Source organism: Massilia sp. IC2-476, assembly GCF_020707295.1.
Lineage (GTDB): Bacteria > Pseudomonadota > Gammaproteobacteria > Burkholderiales > Burkholderiaceae_D > Telluria.
The window spans coordinates 64930-82615 of sequence record NZ_JAJFER010000005.1; the positions used below are offsets into that span (position 1 = coordinate 64930).

The following is a 17686-nucleotide window of genomic DNA, read 5'->3' on the forward strand; positions in this document are numbered from 1 at the left end:
CGCCGGCTTTACACGCTCAGCAGGCCGCGTAAACCGCGCGCCGCATAATAGGACTCGGCGCCGTTGTGGTACACGAACACCCTGCCGTAGCGGCGGTCGCAGAACAGCGCACCACCCAGCTTGCGCACCTCCGGCGGGGTGGCGATCCAGCTGGAAGTCTTGCGGTCGAATTCGCCCAGCGTCTGCAGGTGGCGGTACTGCTCTTCGGTCAGCAGCGTGACGCCCATGCCTGAGGCCACCTCTTCGGCGCTGCTGCGTGGCTTGTTTTCCTTGCGTGCTTCCAAGGCGGCGTGGTCGTAGCAGATGCTGCGCCGGCCGCTTGGCGACTCGGGCGAGCAGTCGCAGAAGCTGATGCTTCCACTGGCCTCGTCATGCGCGATGACGTCCGGTTCGCCGCCGGTGGCTTCCATCTCCGCCAGCGCAGCCAGTGCCGCCGGATGGCGGGCCAGCCTGTCCTCCACCAGGGACCAGGACAGCCCCGGGTGGCGGTGCATGTGCTGGTCGAAGCGCGTCTTCAGTGTCTGGAGCAGTTCGTCCTGTTGCTGGCGCATGGCTGGCGTCCTCCCGTGGTTGGCAGCGGTGTGGAACGCAACCTTAGCACAGCCGTGGACGAGGAAAGAAAAAACCCGGCTGCCATCGCTGGCAGCCGGGTTTCAGGACGCATGGGCGGGAAGAATCAGTCCCAGCTCAGGGCGCCGCCGGTCTGGTACTCGGTCACGCGCGTCTCGAAGAAGTTACGTTCCTTCTTCAGGTCGATCATTTCGCTCATCCACGGGAACGGGTTCTCTTCGTTCGGGAACAGCGGATCCAGGCCGATCTGCACGGCGCGGCGGTTGGCGATGAAGCGCAGGTAGCCCTTGAACATCGGGGCGTTCAGGCCCAGCACGCCGCGCGGCATGGTGTCTTCGGCGTAGCGGTACTCGAGGTCGACGGCCTGCAGGAACAGGGCCTTCAGCTCTTCGCGGAAGGCCGGGGTCCACAGTTGCGGGTTTTCCATCTTGATCGTGTTGATCAGGTCGATGCCGAAGTTCACGTGCATCGACTCGTCGCGCAGGATGTACTGGTACTGCTCGGCGGCGCCGGTCATCTTGTTCTGGCGGCCCAGCGCCAGGATCTGGGTGAAGCCGACGTAGAAGAACAGGCCTTCCATCAGGCAGGCGAACACGATGATCGATTTCAGCAGCTTCTGGTCGTTTTCCAGGGTGCCGGTCTTGAAGTCCGGGTCGGTCAGCACGTTGATGAACGGGATCAGAAACTGGTCCTTGTCGTGGATCGACTCGATCTCGTTGTAGGCGTTGAAGATTTCGCGCTCGTCCAGGCCCAGCGACTCGACGATGTACTGGTAGGCGTGGGTGTGGATCGCCTCTTCGAACGCCTGGCGCAGCAGGTACTGGCGGCATTCCGGCGCCGTGATGTGGCGGTAGGTGCCCAGCACGATGTTGTTGGCGGCCAGCGAGTCGGCGGTCACGAAGAAGCCGAGGTTGCGCTTGACCAGGCGGCGCTCGTCTTCCGACAGGCCGTTCGGGCTCTTCCACAGCTCGATGTCGCGCTGCATGTTCACTTCCTGCGGCATCCAGTGGTTCGCGCAGCCGGCCAGGTACTTGTCCCAAGCCCACTTGTACTTGAACGGCACCAGCTGGTTGACGTCGGTCTGGCCGTTGATGATGCGTTTGTCGTCGGCGTTGACGCGCTTGGCGACTTCGGCGGCGGCAGGCGCGGCGTCGCCGGTGGCTTGCGGTGCGCGGGGGGCTGGTGCGGTGGTTTGTTCGTCGTCCCAAGAGAGCATGGTGTGTTCCTTCTTTCGTGGCCTCCTCTACGTGGGGCCGTTAACTATTCAACGGTGTAAACCGGCGTCTCTGCCGGCTTACACCTCAATTGCCGATTACTGGCAGGCTTCGCACTCGTCGAAGCCGGCGTCGCCCGGACGCAGGTAGCAGGCGGCGCCTTCCACGATTTCCGCGCTGGCCGCTGCAGGTGCTGCCGGGGCTGCTGCCACCGGGCCGTTCGCTGCCGGCGCTGCATGGCCGCCCACCAGGCCGCCCGAGACCGGGACCGCGTTCAGGGCGCCGGTGCGGGTGGTCGACTTCTCCATGTGCGTCGCAGCGATGGTGCGCAGGTAGTAGGTGGTCTTCAGGCCGCGCAGCCATGCCAGTTTATACGTCTCGTCCAGCTTCTTGCCCGAGGCGCCGGCCATGTAGATGTTCAGCGACTGGGCCTGGTCGATCCACTTCTGGCGGCGCGAGGCGGCTTCCACCAGCCACTTCGGCTCGACTTCGAACGCGGTGGCGTAGATGTCGCGCAGGTCTTGCGGCACGCGGTCGATCTTGCTCAGCGAACCGTCGAAGTACTTCAGGTCGGCGATCATGACTTCGTCCCACAGGTCGCGTGCCTTCAGGTCGCGCACCAGGTACGAGTTGATCTCGGTGAATTCGCCCGACAGGTTCGACTTCACGTACAGGTTCTGGAAGGTCGGCTCGATGCAGGCCGATACGCCAATGATGTTCGAGATGGTCGCGGTCGGGGCGATCGCCACGCAGTTCGAGTTACGCATGCCGAACTGCTTGATGCGCTCGCGCACCACACTCCAGTCCATCGATTCGCTGGTGTCCTGCTCCAGGTAGCCGCCGCGTTCTTCGGCCAGCAGCTTGATCGAGTCCTGCGGCAGGATGCCGCGGTCCCACAGTGAGCCGGTGTACGACTCGTAGCGACCGCGTTCTTCGGCCAGCTCGGTCGAGGCCAGGTAGGCGTAGTAGCAGACGGCTTCCATCGACTTGTCGGCGAATTCGACCGCTTTGTCTGAGGCGAAGGGCACGCGCATCATGTGCAGGCAGTCCTGGTGACCCATGATGCCCATGCCGACCGGGCGGTGGCGCATGTTCGAGTTGCGCGCCTTGTCCACGGCGTAGTAGTTGATGTCGATGACGTTGTCCAGCATGCGCATCGCGGTGCGGATGGTCTTCTGCAGCTTGGCGTGATCCAGGCCCTCGCCTTTCATGTGCTGCGGCAGGTTCACTGAGCCCAGGTTGCAGACCGCGATCTCGTCGGCGCTGGTGTTCAGGGTGATCTCGGTGCACAGGTTCGACGAGTGCACGACGCCGATGTGCTGCTGCGGCGAGCGGATGTTGCACGGATCCTTGAAGGTGATCCACGGGTGGCCGGTCTCGAACAGCATCGACAGCATCTTGCGCCACAGGTCGAGCGCTTCGACCTTCTTGTACACGGTCATTTCACCGCGTGCGGCCTTGGCTTCGTAGGCGACATACGCTTCTTCAAAGGCCTTGCCGACCTTGTCGTGCAGGTCCGGGGTCTCGCTCGGCGAGAACAGGCTCCAGTGGCCCTTCTCCATCACGCGCTTCATGAACAGGTCCGGAATCCAGTTCGCGGTGTTCATGTCGTGGGTGCGGCGGCGGTCGTCGCCGGTGTTCTTGCGCAGGTCGAGGAATTCCTCGATGTCCATGTGCCAGGTTTCCAGGTAGGCGCAGACTGCGCCCTTGCGCTTGCCGCCCTGGTTCACCGCCACGGCGGTGTCGTTCACCACTTTCAGGAACGGGACCACGCCCTGCGACTTGCCGTTGGTGCCCTTGATGCGCGAACCGAGCGCGCGCACCGGGGTCCAGTCGTTGCCCAGGCCGCCGGCGAACTTCGACAGCAGCGCGTTTTCCTTGATGGCGTCGTAGATGCCTTCCAGGTCGTCGCCGACGGTGGTCAGGTAGCACGAGGACAGCTGCGAGCGGCGGGTGCCCGAGTTGAACAGGGTCGGGGTCGAGCTCATGAAGTCGAACGACGACAGGAGGTTGTAGAACTCGATGGCGCGCGCTTCGCGGTCGTCTTCACGCAGGGCCAGGCCCATCGCGACGCGCATGTAGAAGGCCTGCGGCATCTCGATGCGGGTTTCGCGCACGTGCAGGAAGTAGCGGTCGTACAGGGTCTGCAGGCCGATGTAGCCGAACTGCAGGTCGCGGTCGGCGACCAGGGCCTTGGCCAGGCGCTCGAGGTCATACTTGCCCAGTTCTTCGTCCAGCAGCTCGTTCTCGATGCCCTTGGCGATGTATTTCGGGAAGTAGGTGATGTACTCCGCGGCGGCGCCGGCCTGCGGCACTTCGTGGCCGAAGACTTCCTTGCGGATGGTGTGCAGCAGGATGCGCGCGGTGACCTGGCTGTAAGCCGGGTCGGTTTCCATCAGCGCGCGTGCAGCCAGGATGGCCGACTTGTGCAGTTCTTCGACCGGCACGCCGTCGTACAGGTTCTTCAGGGTCTCGGCGACGATGGCGTCGGCATCGACGTGCTTTTCCAGGCCCGAGCAGGCGGCGTTCACGAGGGCGTGGACGTCGTTGATGTCCAGCGGACGGCGCTCGCCGCCGTCGACCACATTGATCTGCGGTGCGGCCACGGCGGTGCCCCCCAGGGCTTCCTTGGCGGCCTTGCGCTCTTCCATGCGCTTGGCGCGGTACAGCACGTATTCGCGCGCGACGTCATGCTCGCCCGAGCGCATCAGCGACAGTTCGACCTGGTCCTGCACGTCTTCGATGTGGAAGGTGCCGCCGTTCGGCTGGCGGCGCACCAGCGCGGCCACCACGTTGTTGGTCAGCTGTTCCACCAGCTCGCGGATGCGGGCCGATGCCGCGCCCTGGCCGCCGGCGACGGCGAGGAAGGCCTTGGTCATCGCGACCGAGATCTTGTGCGGCTCGAACGCGACCACGGCGCCGTTGCGGCGGATGACGCGATAGTCACCGCGTGCGGCGATTTCCGCAGGGGTGGCCGTGGACGACGCACCGGTGGTGACGTGCGGATTGATCGAAATGTCTTGTGCTGTTTGCATTGGGCCTCCAGTGGGCAGCCGTACCTGCCGTCGTTGGTCTTGGCCGGCTTGTCAGGCCGACAAAATTTAAGCAAAGCGATACCCCGCCAGCTGGAGCACTTCACTGGCAACCAGTACGCAGGGTTCGAAAATCGCTGATGAATCAGGAGCTTGCGGAGCAAGCTTCAAGTCGAACTTAAATATAGTTGCCTTTCGTCTACTACCACTATATCTAGTGTTCGATCTTGATATGAGACTAATTGTAGTACCTGACCCAAGTCACGGCAAGTGAAGAACTTCGCAATTTTTTCTGTTTTTTTTGGTGCATGGGCTTGACAAGCAAGCGTGGCCGGAATGGCGGGGATTCTGACGTGAGCGAGTACTAACGTCGCGAAATCGTGCTGCATAAAGCGTAGTCAGGGCGAGGGGCGATGCATCATTCTTGTGCATTCTGCACTGGCGAAAAGACAACATGATGACATGTGCAACGCGCGTCAAGCGCTGTCGTCGGGCGCCACGATCTCCAGCTTCTGCATCTGGTAGCGCAGCTGGCGCACGCTGATGCCGAGCAGGCTGGCGGCCTGGGTGCGGTTGAACTGGGTTTGCTGCAGGGCGCGCTGGATGATGTCGCGCTCGACCTGGCTTAGGTACTCGGGCAGGTTGCCGGGCAGGCCGTTCGGTCCCAGCATGTCCTGGCCGGGCATGGCCGGCCCGGGTGGCGGGGCCGGGGTCGATAGCGGCAGCGGCTCCGGTTGCGGCTCCGGCGCGGCGGGTGCAGGCGCCGGCGCCGCGGCCATTGGTTCGCGCGCCGAGGCTTCACCCGGCCGCGCCGCCTTCAGCGACAGGTCGCCGACTTCGATCACGCCGTCGTCGGCAAAGGCCAGCGCCCGCTCCAGCACATTCTCCAGTTCGCGGATATTCCCCGGGAAGGAATACGCGCGCAGCGCGTCCAGCACGCCCGGTCCCAGCGAGGCCTGGCCCGGTCCGGCCAGGCGCGCCAGGATCGCATCCACCAGCGGCGCCAGGTCGTCGATGCGCTCGCGCAGCGGCGGCAGCGACAGTTCGATCACGTTCAGGCGGTAGAACAGGTCTTGCCGGAACCGGCCCTGCTCGACGCAGCGCGCCAGGTCCTGGTGGGTGGCGCTGATGATGCGCACGTCCACCGGTTCTTCATTGGCGTCGCCAATCTTGCGCACGCGCCGCTCCTGGATCGCGCGCAGCAGCTTGACCTGCATCGGCAGCGGTAGGTCGGCCACTTCGTCCAGCATCAGGGTGCCGCCATTGGCGGCCTGGAAGAAGCCGTCGCGCTCCTCGGAGGCGCCGGTAAAGGCGCCCTTGCGGTAGCCGAAGAATTCCGCTTCCATCAGCGTCTCGGGGATGGCGCCGCAGTTCACCGCAACGAAAGGCTTGCCGGCGCGCGAACTCTGGGCGTGGATTTCGCGCGCGGCCAGTTCCTTGCCGCTGCCCGATTCGCCGGTAATCGAGATCGGCGCGTTGGATCGCGCCAGCCGGCCGATCTGGGCGCGCAGCGCCTCCATCGCGGCCGACCTGCCGATCATGCGCGAGCTAGATGCCGCCCCGTCCACCGGCGCCGCCGGCGCATCGAGGAGCTTGAGGGCCGAGCGCACCATCACGCGCAGGGCGTCGAGCGCCACCGGCTTGGAGATGTAGTCAAACGCGCCAGCCTTGAGCGCCACCACCGCGTTCTCGGCGCTGCCGTAGGCGGTGATGACCGCGATCGGGGTGCCCTTGCCGGAGGCGCTCACTTCGCGCACCAGCTCCAGCCCGAGGCCGTCGGGCAGGCGCATGTCGGTCAGGATCAGGGCGTAGTCGTGCTCCTCGACCAGTGCGCGCGCCTGGCGCAGCGTGGCGGCGCTGTCGACGTCCAGCCCCATCTTGAGCAGGGTGATCTCCAGCAGTTCGCGCAGGTCGGCTTCGTCGTCGACCACGAGGATGCGGGGTGCGGTCATGGTGTTCTCTATTTATATAGTGGCGCGCTAGGCCGGCTGCGAAAAGCTGATCACGAAGCGTCCGCTCGCGCGGCGCGGTCCGCTACCCGCCGCATCGAAGCGGTATTCATAGTCCAGCTTCGCGTCATTGTTCAGGCACAGCTCGCGCGCCAGGTACAGGCCCAGGCCCGTGCCCTTGCTCGAGGTCGTGTAAAAGGGCTCGAACAGGTGGGCGCGCACTTCCGGCGTGATGCCCGGGCCGTCGTCCTGAACATGCAGCTCGATGCGGCCGGCGGCGTCGCGCGCCGGGAAGATGCGGATGCTGCCCGGCTTTTTGCTGGCATAGCGCACCGCGTTACCCAGCAGGTTGAGCAGCACTTCGTGCAGGTGCAGCGGGTCGAAGCGCACCGCGCTCGGCCCGGCGTCGCCCAGATGGACTATATCATCGCTCAGGCCATGGGTTTCGCAGAATTCGGCTTTCAGCTCGGTAAGAAAATCGGCCAGCTGCAGCGGCTCGCTGTTCGGCTGCACCTTGCGCGACAGCTGCAGGATGTCCTCGACCATGCGGTTAACGCGCGCCACGTTGTCGCCCACGATCTTCAGCAGGCGCACTTCGGCCGGGCCGTGCAGGTCTTCGGCCAGCAGCGCGGTGGCGTGGCCGATCGCCGACAGCGGGTTGCGCACCTCGTGCGCGATGCTGGCGGTGAGGCGCCCCATCGAGGCCAGCTTGAGTTGCTGCGCCTGGTTCTCGATGGCGCTGACATCCTGCATGAACACCACGCTGCGGCCGAGCTCTCTGCCTGCCGTGTCGACCCGCGCGAAGCGCAGCTTCAGGTGGACTGGCTGGTCGCGCCGGCCACGCAGGGGACCGGCGTCTTCCTGGTAGGGCTTGACGGTGACGAAGGCCGCGCCTTCGATCGGGGCGCGCAGCCAGGCGCCGAACGCCTGGGCCATCGGCTCCAGTCCCGGCGCCTCGTCCAGCCGGAAGCCGGCCGCCTCCCCTTCCAGTCCCAGCATGCGCCGGGCCGCCGGGTTGCCGGTAAACACCGCGCTGTCGTCGCCGGCCACCAGGATGCCGTCGCCGACGTCGGCGATGACGATGCCGTTGATCGCCTGCTGGATGCGCAGGTCGGCGCCGCGCTGGGCGGCCAGTTCTTCCTGCTTGATCAGGCGCGCCGCCAGGCGGTTCACCAGCAGCGCGCCGGCGAAGAAGGCGGCGCCGTACAGGCCGGCCTGCATCAGGGGCGGCTGCCGGTCCTGCATGAAAACCTGCCAGATGGACTCCAGCAGCAGGAACATCGTCGCGACCGCGCTCGAAAACAGCGCCAGCGTCAGCGGCGCCAGGATGGCGGCGCCGGCGAGCGGGAACAGGTACAGGATCGCCAGGCCGCTGCGCATGCCGCCGGTTTCCAGGTAGAGCAGCGAGATCACCACCAGGTCGACCGCGATCTGGCAACCCAGCTGCAGCGCGAAGCGGCGCCGCCCCCAGGTAGCGAAGGCGCCGAACACCAGCGCCGCCGCCAGGTAGAACAGGCAGATGCGGGTGTTGACGGCATCCAGGCGCAGGCCGTCGCCGGTGACGCTCAGGCCCAGGTAGAGCAGCAGTACCAGCGCGATGACGATGCGGGTGATGGTAAAGGTCTGGAGCGAGCGCCACAGGGTCGTGCGCGCTTCGCGGGACAGCACCGCTGGGGACGACATCGGCCGGCTTACTGCGGCGGCAGGCGCACGTGGCCCGGCGAGCAGTAGTCGTGGCCGTCGGCCTGCACCGCTTCCGACGCGGGGAAGTGGATGCCGCAGTGGGCGCACTGGGTCATGCTTTCGATTTGCGCAGCGGGCTTGTGTGCGCGCGGCTCGTCATCCAGGGGCGGCTGCTGGCGCGCCGCCAGGCCCTTGAGCTTGGCACGGATGGCCAGCACGACCAGGCCGACCAGCAGGATCCAGAACAGGACGCGGCTCATGCGACGCCCCTGTGCAGGACGACTTCGAGCACGAAGCGGCTGCCGACGTAGGCCAGCGCCAGGGTGGCGAAGCCCGCCAGCGTGAAGCGCAGGGCGGTCTTGCCGCGCCAGCCTTGCCAGCGGCGGCCAGCCAGCAGCGCCGCGAACAGCAGCCAGGACAGCAGCGCGAACACGCTCTTGTGGTCGAAGCGCAGGGCGCGGCCGAACAGCTGCTCGGAAAAGACTACGCCCGACAGCACTGTAAGGCTGAGCAGGATGAAGCCGATCCAGATCACGCGGAACAGCAGCTTTTCCATGGTGAGCAGCGCCGGCAGCTGGTCCAGCGCGCTGCCCAGCCAGCCGCCGCCGGCGGTGCGCGTGTGCAGGCGCGCCTCCTGCAGGGCCATCAGCACGGCGTGGAAGGCGGCGATGGTGAGGGTGCTGTAGGCCAGCACGGCAACCAGCACGTGCCAGCCAAAGGCGGGCGTCTGGCCGTTCAGGGCCAGCAGGCTGCCCGGGAAGATCACCGGCAGCAGCGCGGCCACGCAAGCAAAGGGCATCACCAGGCGGCGCATGCCGTCCAGGGCGAAGTTGCGGTTTTCCAGCCAGTAGGCGGCCACCGAGACCCACAGCGCGCTGGAGAGCATGATGGCGAAGCCGACCCGCAGCCGGCCGGGCGCGACCACGTCGAGCGCGAGCGCAGCGCCATGCACCGCCCAGGCCACGGCGGTGACGCCTGAGATGACAGCGCCCCGGCGCGACGGCAGCAGGGCGCACACCGCGTACAGCAGGGCCGCGGCGAGGAAGAGGGAGTTCTGCATAATAAGAGTCTACACCATCGACCAGTGGTGGTGGATAGCCCCTCTTTCGCTGCCGGAGCTTGCTGGGGTGGCTGATCACGCTAAATTGGATTCCGGCCTTCGCCGGAATGACGGTTTCACGTTTAGCGGTACAAAAGTTGTCATCGTTAACGTATGCACGTCGTTCCGGCGAAGGCCGGAACCTAATTTTCGTAGGTCAGCCACCACAGCATCAATCCACCGCCGCCATCCGCATCTCCTCCGTATGATGCCGCTGCTGCTCCTCCATCACCATTACCCCCAGCTCGCGCTTGAGCGCATTGAACTCGCTGGAGGCCGGGTCGCGCATGCGCGGCAGGTCGACCAGCAGGTCGCGCTTGACCGTGCCCGGGCGGTAGGTCATCACCACGATGCGGTCGGCCAGGTAGATGGCTTCTTCAATGCTGTGGGTGACGAACAGGATGGTCTTGTTCAGGCCCGACCAGATGCGCAGCAGCTCTTCCTGCAGGTTGCGGCGGGTGAGCGCGTCGAGGGCGCCGAAGGGTTCGTCCATCAGCATGATGGGCGAATCCAGCGCCAGCACGCGCGCGATCGCCACCCGCTGGCGCATGCCGCCCGACAGGTCCTTGGGAAAGCGCTGGCGGAAGTCCGACAGCGACAGCATCGCCAGCAGCTCGCCCACCCGGTCGCGGATCGCCGCCTTGCCGACACCCTTGATGTGCAGGCCGAAGGCGATGTTGTCCTCCACCGTCATCCAGGGAAACAGCGCATATTCCTGGAACACCATGCCGCGGTCCGGCCCCGGCGCCTTGACGGGCCTGGCGTCGACCGTGATCGTCCCGCTGCTCGGTAGCGAAAAGCCCGCCACCGCGTTGAGCAGGGTCGACTTGCCGCAGCCCGAAGGCCCGAGCAGGCAGGTGAACTGGCCGTGCGGGATCTCCAGGTGGATGTCCTGCAGCGCGGTGACGGTGCGCCCGCCCGTCTCGAAGATCTTGTTGACGCCCGCGATGCGGATGTGGGGCGCCAGGTTGGAGGTCGGTGCATTCATGTCAGTGCTCCAGGCCGCGGTGCCAGCGCAGCAGGTGATTGTTCAGGCGGTTCATGGCGACGTCGATCAGGAGGCCGAGCATGCCGATGGTGATCATCCCGGCGATGATCTTGTCGGACCAGAAGTACTCGCGCGCTTCCAGGATGCGGAAACCCAGTCCGTTGTTCACGGCGATCATCTCGGAGACGATCACCACGATGAAGGCGGTGCCGATCCCGATCCGCACGCCCGACAGGATGTAGGGCACGGCGGCCGGCAGGATCACGCGCAGGAACATGGTGACCCCGCCCGCTCCCAGGTTGCGCGCCGCGCGCAGGTAGATGCCGTCCACGTGGCGCACCCCGGCGATGGTGTTCATCAGGACCGGGAAGAACGCACCCAGCGCGATCAGGAACACGGCCGGCGGGTTGCCGAGCCCGAACCACAGGATGGCCAGCGGGATGTAGGCGATCGGAGGGATCGGACGCAGGATCTGCACCAGGGGGTTTATCCACGCGTACACGATGCGGCTTGCTCCCATCGCCAGTCCCAGCGGCAGCGCCAGCCCGGCGCCGATGGCGAAGCCCACCACCACCCGCACCATGCTGGTCCAGATGTCCACCGGCAGCTCGCCCGACAGCGCCCACGCCAGCCAGCCACCCTCCGTGTAGGCATCGAACGGCACCAGCGGCAGCAGGTAGGCCACCCACTTGCGCCATACGTCCAGCGGCGCCGGCAGCACCTGCGGGTTGACCCAGCCGTTCATGGCCACCCACTGCCACAGGGCGATGGCCAGCACCGGCACCACGGCGCCGGTCGCGACTTCTTTCCAGCGCTCGCGCGCGAATGTGCGTCTGTCTTTCATGATCGTCACTTCAGGTCCAGGCTTTTCCTGGCCGCCGCCAGGAGGTCGGTGCGCACCCAGTCCTGCGCCAGCGGCGGCCTGGCCATGCGCCCTACCCCGGTGCGGGCCATGATGTCGGTGGTGACCTGGATGTGCTCCGGCGTGATGTCGAACGAGTACGGCGAATTGCGGATCGCATCCTGGAAGTCGTCGCTCGAGATCTGGTTCTTGAAGATCGTCTCGCGTACGTACTTTTCGGCCGCGGCCGGGCTGTCGATGAAGGTCTTGGTGGCCTCTACAAAACAACGCATGAATTTTTCCGCCACCGGGCGGCGCTCGCGGTAGAACTTCTCGGTCATCACCAGGGTGCGCACCGGTTCGCCGATCGGGGTGTCATACGGCTTCAGCACCTCCACGCCGAAGCCCTTGTTGATGGCCTGGGAAGACTGGGGCTCGGACTGCATCATGGCGTCGATCTGCTTGCCGAGCAGGGCCTGGTTCAGGTCCGGGTAGCCCAGGTAGACCAGCTGCACATCCTTGCCGGGCGCCGCATCGGCCTTGAGGCCGTGCTTGGCCAGCTGCGCCATCAAGAGCACTTCCTGGATCGCGCCGCGCGTCACGCCCACCTTCCTGCCCTTGAGCTGGGCCACGCTGCGGATCTGCAGTTCGGGCCGCGCCACCAGGCGCGCGCCGCCGCGTGCGAAACCGGCTACCACCACGATCGGGGCGCCGCCGGCGCGGCCCGAGATCGCTGCCTCCGAGGCGGTGGCGCCGACGTCCAGTTCGCCGGCGATGATCGCCTGCATCACGTCCAGTCCCTTGGCGAAGACCTTTTCCTCGACCCGGATGCCGCATTTGGGCGCGATCTCCTTGATGTACGATACCGCCCCGAAGTGTGCGAGCTTGAGGTTCCCGAGCCGAACCACCTCCTGGGCCCCTGCTCCGCCCGCTGCCAGCAGGGCGGTGGCGGCGAGGATGCTGCCGAATAGTCTGATCATGCATGTTCTCCCATGGATTGCCACGCCAAAACAGACGCGGCTAGAAGAAGATGCTGACGGGAAATGGCCTGTTAGCACGTGAGATGTGTCAATTCCGGCAAGCTTTCCACATGATCGAACGCATCACAGCTGATGAAAAATTGCGCTATATCTCCGCCGCGGTCGAACTCGGCGGCCCGTGCAAGGTAAAATGGTGGTTTATCGAATGCGCCCGTATTCGAATGCCGTCGTATATATAGTCAGGTAGAACATGCTAGATAACCTTACCCAACGCCTAGCCAAGGTCGTCAAGACGATGCGCGGCGAGGCGCGCCTTACCGAGGCCAACACCGCCGAGATGCTGCGCGAAGTGCGCATGGCCCTGCTGGAAGCCGACGTGGCGCTGCCGGCGGTGCGCGAGTTCATCGCGAAAGTCAAAGAAAAAGCACTGGGCGAAGAAGTCATCGGCTCGCTCAGCCCCGGCCAGGCCCTGGTCGGCGTGGTGCAGCGCGAGCTGGCCGCCCTGATGGGCGCCGACCTCGGTCCGGAAGCCACCCAGCTGTCGTTTGCCCAGCAGCCGCCGGCGATCATCCTGATGGCGGGCCTGCAGGGTGTCGGTAAAACGACCACCACCGGCAAGCTGGCCAAGTACCTGAAAGAGCAGAAGAAAAAGAAGGTCCTGACGGTTTCCGCCGACGTCTACCGCCCGGCCGCGATCGCGCAGCTGGAGTCCGTCACCAAGCAGGTCGGCGCCGACTTCTTCCCTTCCACCGCCAGCGACAAGCCGGTCGATATCGCGCGTAACGCGCTCGATTGGGCGAAGAAGCACTATCACGACGTCCTGATCATCGACACCGCCGGCCGTCTCGGCATCGACGAAGCGATGATGCAGGAGATCGCCGCGGTGCACGCCGCCGTCAATCCGGTCGAGACCCTGTTCGTGGTCGACGCCATGCTGGGCCAGGACGCGATCAACACCGCCAAGGCCTTCAATGACGCCCTGCCCCTGACTGGCGTGGTGCTGACCAAGCTCGATGGCGACTCGCGCGGCGGCGCCGCACTCTCCGTGCGCCACGTGACCGGCAAGCCGATCAAGTTCGCCGGCGTGTCCGAAAAACTGGACGGCCTGGAAGCCTTCGACCCAAGCCGCATGGCCAACCGCGTGCTGGGCATGGGCGACATCCTGGCGCTGGTCGAAGAAGCGCGCAAGGGCGTCGACGCCCAGGCCGCGACCGAGCTGGCCAACAAGATCAAGGGCGGCGGCAAGTTCGACATGAACGACTTCAAGGCGCAGCTGACCCAGATGAAGAAAATGGGCGGCATGTCCGGCCTCCTCGATAAACTGCCGGCGCAGTTCCAGCAGGCCGCAGCCGGCGCCAACATGGACCAGGCCGAGAAACAGGTGCGCCGCATGGTCGGCATCATCGACTCGATGACCCCGGGCGAACGTGCCAAGCCGGAGCTGATCAAGGCCAATCGCAAGCGCCGCATCGCGGCCGGCGCGGGCGTGCAGGTCCAGGAAGTGAACCGCATGCTGAACCAGTACGATCAGATGCAGACCATGATGAAGAAGCTCAAAGGCGGCGGCCTGATGAAGATGATGCGCGGGATGAAGGGCATGATGCCCGGCCTGCGCTGACCCATTCGGCGCTTCCCTGAAAACCGCGCGGGCGCAGGCCTTACGCGGTTTTTTCACATTCGGGCGGCCGGTTTTTTCATTCAAGGCGCCTCAAGTGTGCGATAGCTCGCATTTTGGGGCTTATCAGAGTGAAAAAATTTCGAAAAAGACTTGCACGAACAGTAAAAGGCCACCAATATAAGCCCGTGCGTCAATAACGCAAATTCCCTGTGTTCGTTTTAGGAGGCTCGAAGATGGCAACAGCCAAAAAATCCACCGCAGCGCCAGCCAAGAAAGCCGCTGCCAAGCCGGCTGCAGCGGCCAAGCCTGCAGCAAAGAAGGCAGCTCCAGCAAAAGCAGCAGCGAAACCAGCAGCGAAGCCGGCCGCAGCACGCAAGCCGAACGCCGCGTTCATGAAAGAGATGACGCCGTCGGGCGAACTGGCCGCAGTCGTGGGCAACAAGCCGCTGCCACGCACCGAAGTCACCAAGAAGGTCTGGGACTACATCAAGAAAGAAAACCTGCAGGACGCATCGAACCGCCGCATGATCAACGCCGACGACAAGCTGAAAGCTGTCTTCGGTGGCAAGGCACAAGTGTCGATGTTCGAAATGACCAAGCTCATTTCGGACCACCTGAAGTAAGCACTGGCCGGCTGTCCAGTAGCCTTGCAAATGAAAAGCCCCGTCGGATGACGGGGCTTTTTGTTTTTGTAGGGTGGGCGGCTTGTGAATCGTGCCACTGGCACGATTCACCCCACGCGGCGATAGTTTGAATATGAATAGCCGCACAGGCGACATCAGCGTGATTTGAACGCGTGGGCGGGAGACCCGCCCACCCTACAGTTCACAGCCCCGCCGCCGCCTTCATCAGGTGGAAAACCTGCGTATTCTCCATCGTCCCCTTGAACGGCGCCGACCCGGCCCCGGTCGCATACAGCTTCACGTCCCCGCCTCCGTGCGACTCGTACACCGTGCGCACGCCGGCCTCCTGCTGGTAGTCGTCGCGCTGCGCGGTGGCGCTGTCGACGTCGGCGCGCAGGTCCGGGCGCACCTTGCCGTTGCCGAAGACGAGGGCGGTGAAGGTCTTGCCGTCGGCGTCCTTCTTCGGTTCTCCGCTCGCGTAGTCGTGCACGATATCGAGCACCTTGCTGCCGCGCTTCGGGTAGCCGTTCAGGACCATCGTGTGATCATGGTCGGCCGTCACCACGATCAGGGTGTTTTCCAGGCCCGGATCCAGTTGGCGCATGCGGTCGATGGCTGCCTGGATGGCTTCGTCGAAGGCCACCGTGTCGGCCAGCGCATTCTTCGCGTTGTTGTCATGCAGGGCGTGGTCGATCTTGCCGCCTTCGACCATCAGGAAGAAGCCGTCCGGATCTTTCGACAGCAGCTCGATCGCCTTCAGCGCCATCTCGCTCAGGGTCGGCTGCTCCGGGCGGCGCGCCAGCGCGTAGTCGAGATGGTCGTCGGCGCTGTAGATGCCGACGAACTTGCGGCCCGGACGCGCCGACATCATGCCCGCGCGCGTGCCGGCCACGTAATAGCCCTGGGCCGCGAACTCCGCCATCAGGTCGCGCCCGTCCGCACGGCCCTTCGGATTGGTGGCTTTATCAAAAGGCGTGAAGTGATGGCGCCCGCCGCCCATCAGGACGTCGACGCCGTCGCCCAGCGCCGCGTTGTAGCCGGCGCCGCCCGGCACGATCTGGCGCGCGATGCTGTAGGCCGCGTCGCGGTGGCACACGTGCGAGAAGGTCGATGCCGGGGTGGCGTGGGTCAGCTCGGTGGTGGTCACCGCGCCCACCGCTTTGCCGCGCGCTTTCGCCAGTTCCAGGATGGTCGGCACCACCTGGCCGTCGACGCACTTGTCGACTGTGCGGTTGCCGTTGGCGTCCCTGTCCGGATCGATGGCGCGCGCATCCTTGATGGAGATGCCGTCCTGGTTGATCTTCACGCCGGTCATGTAGGCGCCCATCGAAGGCGCGCTGTCGGTGGTCTGGAAGTCGTTCGAATAAGTCTTCAGGCGCGCGGTGCGCTCCAGCCTTTCGAAGTTCAGGAGGCCGTCCTCGCCGTGCTTGAAGATGCGCGCGGCCGTGATGGTGGTGGGCCCCATGCCGTCGCCGAGGAAGAAGATGATGTTCTTGGCCTGCGGCGCTGCCATCGCGGCGCTACTGAAGAAGGTGGCGGCCGCTAGGCAGGAAAGTCGTTTATTCATCATGGTCTCCTTACAGGCCGGCTGCAGTCTTGATCAGGCTGAAGACGCGGGTGTTGTCGATGGTCCCGCGGAACAGTTCCGCGCCGGCGCCGGCGGCGCCCAGGTAGACGTCGGTCCCGCCATGGGTCTCGGCCCCAGTGCGGGTGCGCACCACCGCTTCCTGGTGGTAGTCATCGCGCGTCACGATCTCGTCGGTCAGCGCCGGCTTGGAGCCGCGGCTGCCGTTGGTGCGGTTCTCGCCGGTGCCGAAGCCGATGATGGTGAAGGGTCGGCCTTCCCGGTCCAGCTTCGGAGATCCGTCGAGGTTGCGCACCAGGCCCAGCACGCCCGGGTTAGTCGGCGTGGTCTTGCCGGTGCGGACCGTGTAGCCATTCAGGAGCAGCGTGTGGTCGTGATCCGCAGTGGCGACGATCAGGGTGTTCTTCAGGCCCGGGTCGAGCGCTTCCATCTTGTCCAGCGCGGCCTGCATGGCGGCGTTGTAGGACACGGTTTCCTGCAGCGCGCGCTTGCCGAGGGTGGCGTGCAGCGCGTGGTCGATCAGGCCGCCCTCCACCACCAGGAAGAAGCCGGCGCCTGTCGGACCGGCGTGCGGCGCCAGCAGGTCGATGGCCTTGCGCGTCATTTCGGTCAGGCTCGGCTGCTTCGCAGGGTCGCGCGTGGCGTCGTAGTCCATGTGATTGGCCGCGAACAGGCCGATGGCCGGCTGCTGAGGGTTGGCGTCCAGGGTGTTGAATTCCGCCGTATTCGACACCACGCGGAAGCCCTGCTTGCCCAGTTCCGCCAGCAGGTCACGTCTATCGGCACGCTTGCCGCCAAATTCGAAGGGCGTGAAGAACTGGCGCCCGCCGCCGAACAGCACATCCAGGCCGCGCGCCCCAAGGGCATTGTTGTAGCCGGCGCCGCCCGGCACCAGCATGGCGGCGAAGTCGGTTTCCAGCTTGCGGTGGCAGCCATGGCCATAGGCGGAGGCCGGGGTGGCGTCGGTGACGCTGGTGTTGGTGACCACGCCCGTCGCCATGCCGCGGCTGCGCGCCAGTTCCAGCAGGGTCGTGGCGGGTGAACCGTTCTCGCATTTGCTGACCAGGGCATTGCCGTTGGCGTCCTTGCCCGGCGCAACCGAGCGGGTGCCGAAGGACATCGAGATCACGCCGTTGTTCTGCTTCACGCCCGTCATGTAGGCAGCCATGCCGGCAGCGCTGTCGGTCACCATCGCGTCGTTCGAGAAGGTCTTCACGAAGGCCGATTCGGGCAGGCGGTCGATGGTGAGTTCGCCCTCTTCGCCGGCGTGGAAGATGCGCGCGGCGGTGAGCGTGTTCAGGCCCATGCCGTCGCCGAGGAAGAAGATGACGTTCTTCGCGCGCGCTTCGTTCGAGGCCTGGGCGGGTGAATGGGAAGCCGGCGGCACGGCCGCGCAGCCGGCCAGCGTCACAATCAGGATGGCGCCGGCAAGGGTGGACAATCGCATGGAGACCTCGAGGTCGGGAAAGCGAAGAGTTTACACCTTGCCAAGTGCATATGGCAG

At 65.3% G+C, this 17686-nt stretch carries 14 protein-coding genes; 2 read left to right on the top strand and 12 right to left on the bottom strand.

Annotated elements, in window-relative coordinates; genetic code table 11:
• Positions 1–8: 8 nt before the first annotated feature.
• The 10 genes from LK539_RS14520 to LK539_RS14565 all read right to left on the bottom strand — a co-directional run bounded on the left by LK539_RS14520 (position 9) and on the right by LK539_RS14565 (position 12356).
• On the bottom strand, positions 9–551 hold the full coding sequence (locus LK539_RS14520; protein ID WP_227801706.1) for a DUF4256 domain-containing protein: 543 nt from the start codon (positions 549–551) through the stop codon (positions 9–11).
• Between the two features lie 125 nt (positions 552–676).
• Positions 677–1786 carry a ribonucleotide-diphosphate reductase subunit beta gene (locus LK539_RS14525; RefSeq protein WP_227801707.1) on the bottom strand — a complete coding sequence of 370 codons (1110 nt, stop codon included), beginning with the start codon at positions 1784–1786 and terminating at the stop codon, positions 677–679.
• A gap of 96 nt (positions 1787–1882) precedes the next feature.
• Positions 1883–4819 (bottom strand): ribonucleoside-diphosphate reductase subunit alpha, encoded by a 2937-nt coding sequence (locus LK539_RS14530; RefSeq protein WP_227801708.1) that lies wholly within the window; start codon positions 4817–4819, stop codon positions 1883–1885.
• Positions 4820–5292: 473 nt separating this feature from the next.
• Positions 5293–6768 (bottom strand): sigma-54 dependent transcriptional regulator, encoded by a 1476-nt coding sequence (locus LK539_RS14535; RefSeq protein WP_227801709.1) that lies wholly within the window; start codon positions 6766–6768, stop codon positions 5293–5295.
• 27 nt (positions 6769–6795) lie between these two features.
• Positions 6796–8448, bottom strand: coding sequence for a PAS domain-containing sensor histidine kinase (locus LK539_RS14540; protein ID WP_227801711.1), 1653 nt, complete (start codon positions 8446–8448; stop codon positions 6796–6798).
• Between the two features lie 8 nt (positions 8449–8456).
• Positions 8457–8708, bottom strand: coding sequence for a PP0621 family protein (locus tag LK539_RS14545; protein WP_227801712.1), 252 nt, complete (start codon positions 8706–8708; stop codon positions 8457–8459).
• Positions 8705–9508, bottom strand: a complete 804-nt coding sequence (locus LK539_RS14550) for an inner membrane protein YpjD (protein ID WP_227801713.1) — start codon at positions 9506–9508, stop codon at positions 8705–8707. Before LK539_RS14550 ends, LK539_RS14545 begins: the two co-directional genes overlap by 4 nt.
• 211 nt (positions 9509–9719) lie before the next feature.
• The gene (locus tag LK539_RS14555) at positions 9720–10535 is read right to left on the bottom strand and encodes an ABC transporter ATP-binding protein (RefSeq protein ID WP_227801714.1); all 816 of its coding nucleotides are present in this window, start codon (positions 10533–10535) and stop codon (positions 9720–9722) included.
• Between the two features lies 1 nt (position 10536).
• Positions 10537–11379: an ABC transporter permease gene (locus LK539_RS14560; RefSeq protein ID WP_227801715.1), complete on the bottom strand. Its 843-nt coding sequence runs from the start codon at positions 11377–11379 to the stop codon at positions 10537–10539.
• Between the two features lie 5 nt (positions 11380–11384).
• The gene (locus LK539_RS14565) at positions 11385–12356 is read right to left on the bottom strand and encodes an ABC transporter substrate-binding protein (RefSeq protein WP_227801716.1); all 972 of its coding nucleotides are present in this window, start codon (positions 12354–12356) and stop codon (positions 11385–11387) included.
• 250 nt (positions 12357–12606) lie between these two features.
• Here LK539_RS14565 and ffh point away from each other — a divergent pair, with 250 nt between their 5' ends.
• Complete coding sequence (gene ffh / locus LK539_RS14570; protein WP_227801718.1) at positions 12607–13974, top strand: signal recognition particle protein; 1368 nt, start codon at positions 12607–12609, stop codon at positions 13972–13974.
• Between the two features lie 233 nt (positions 13975–14207).
• Positions 14208–14597, top strand: coding sequence for an SWIB/MDM2 domain-containing protein (locus tag LK539_RS14575; protein WP_227801720.1), 390 nt, complete (start codon positions 14208–14210; stop codon positions 14595–14597).
• A 202-nt stretch (positions 14598–14799) separates the two neighbouring features.
• On the opposite strand, the gene LK539_RS14580 is transcribed toward LK539_RS14575, so the two are convergent.
• Positions 14800–16167, bottom strand: a complete 1368-nt coding sequence (locus LK539_RS14580; RefSeq protein ID WP_227801721.1) for an alkaline phosphatase — start codon at positions 16165–16167, stop codon at positions 14800–14802.
• A 7-nt stretch (positions 16168–16174) separates the two neighbouring features.
• Complete coding sequence (locus LK539_RS14585; protein ID WP_227801723.1) at positions 16175–17629, bottom strand: alkaline phosphatase; 1455 nt, start codon at positions 17627–17629, stop codon at positions 16175–16177.
• Positions 17630–17686 lie beyond the last annotated feature (57 nt).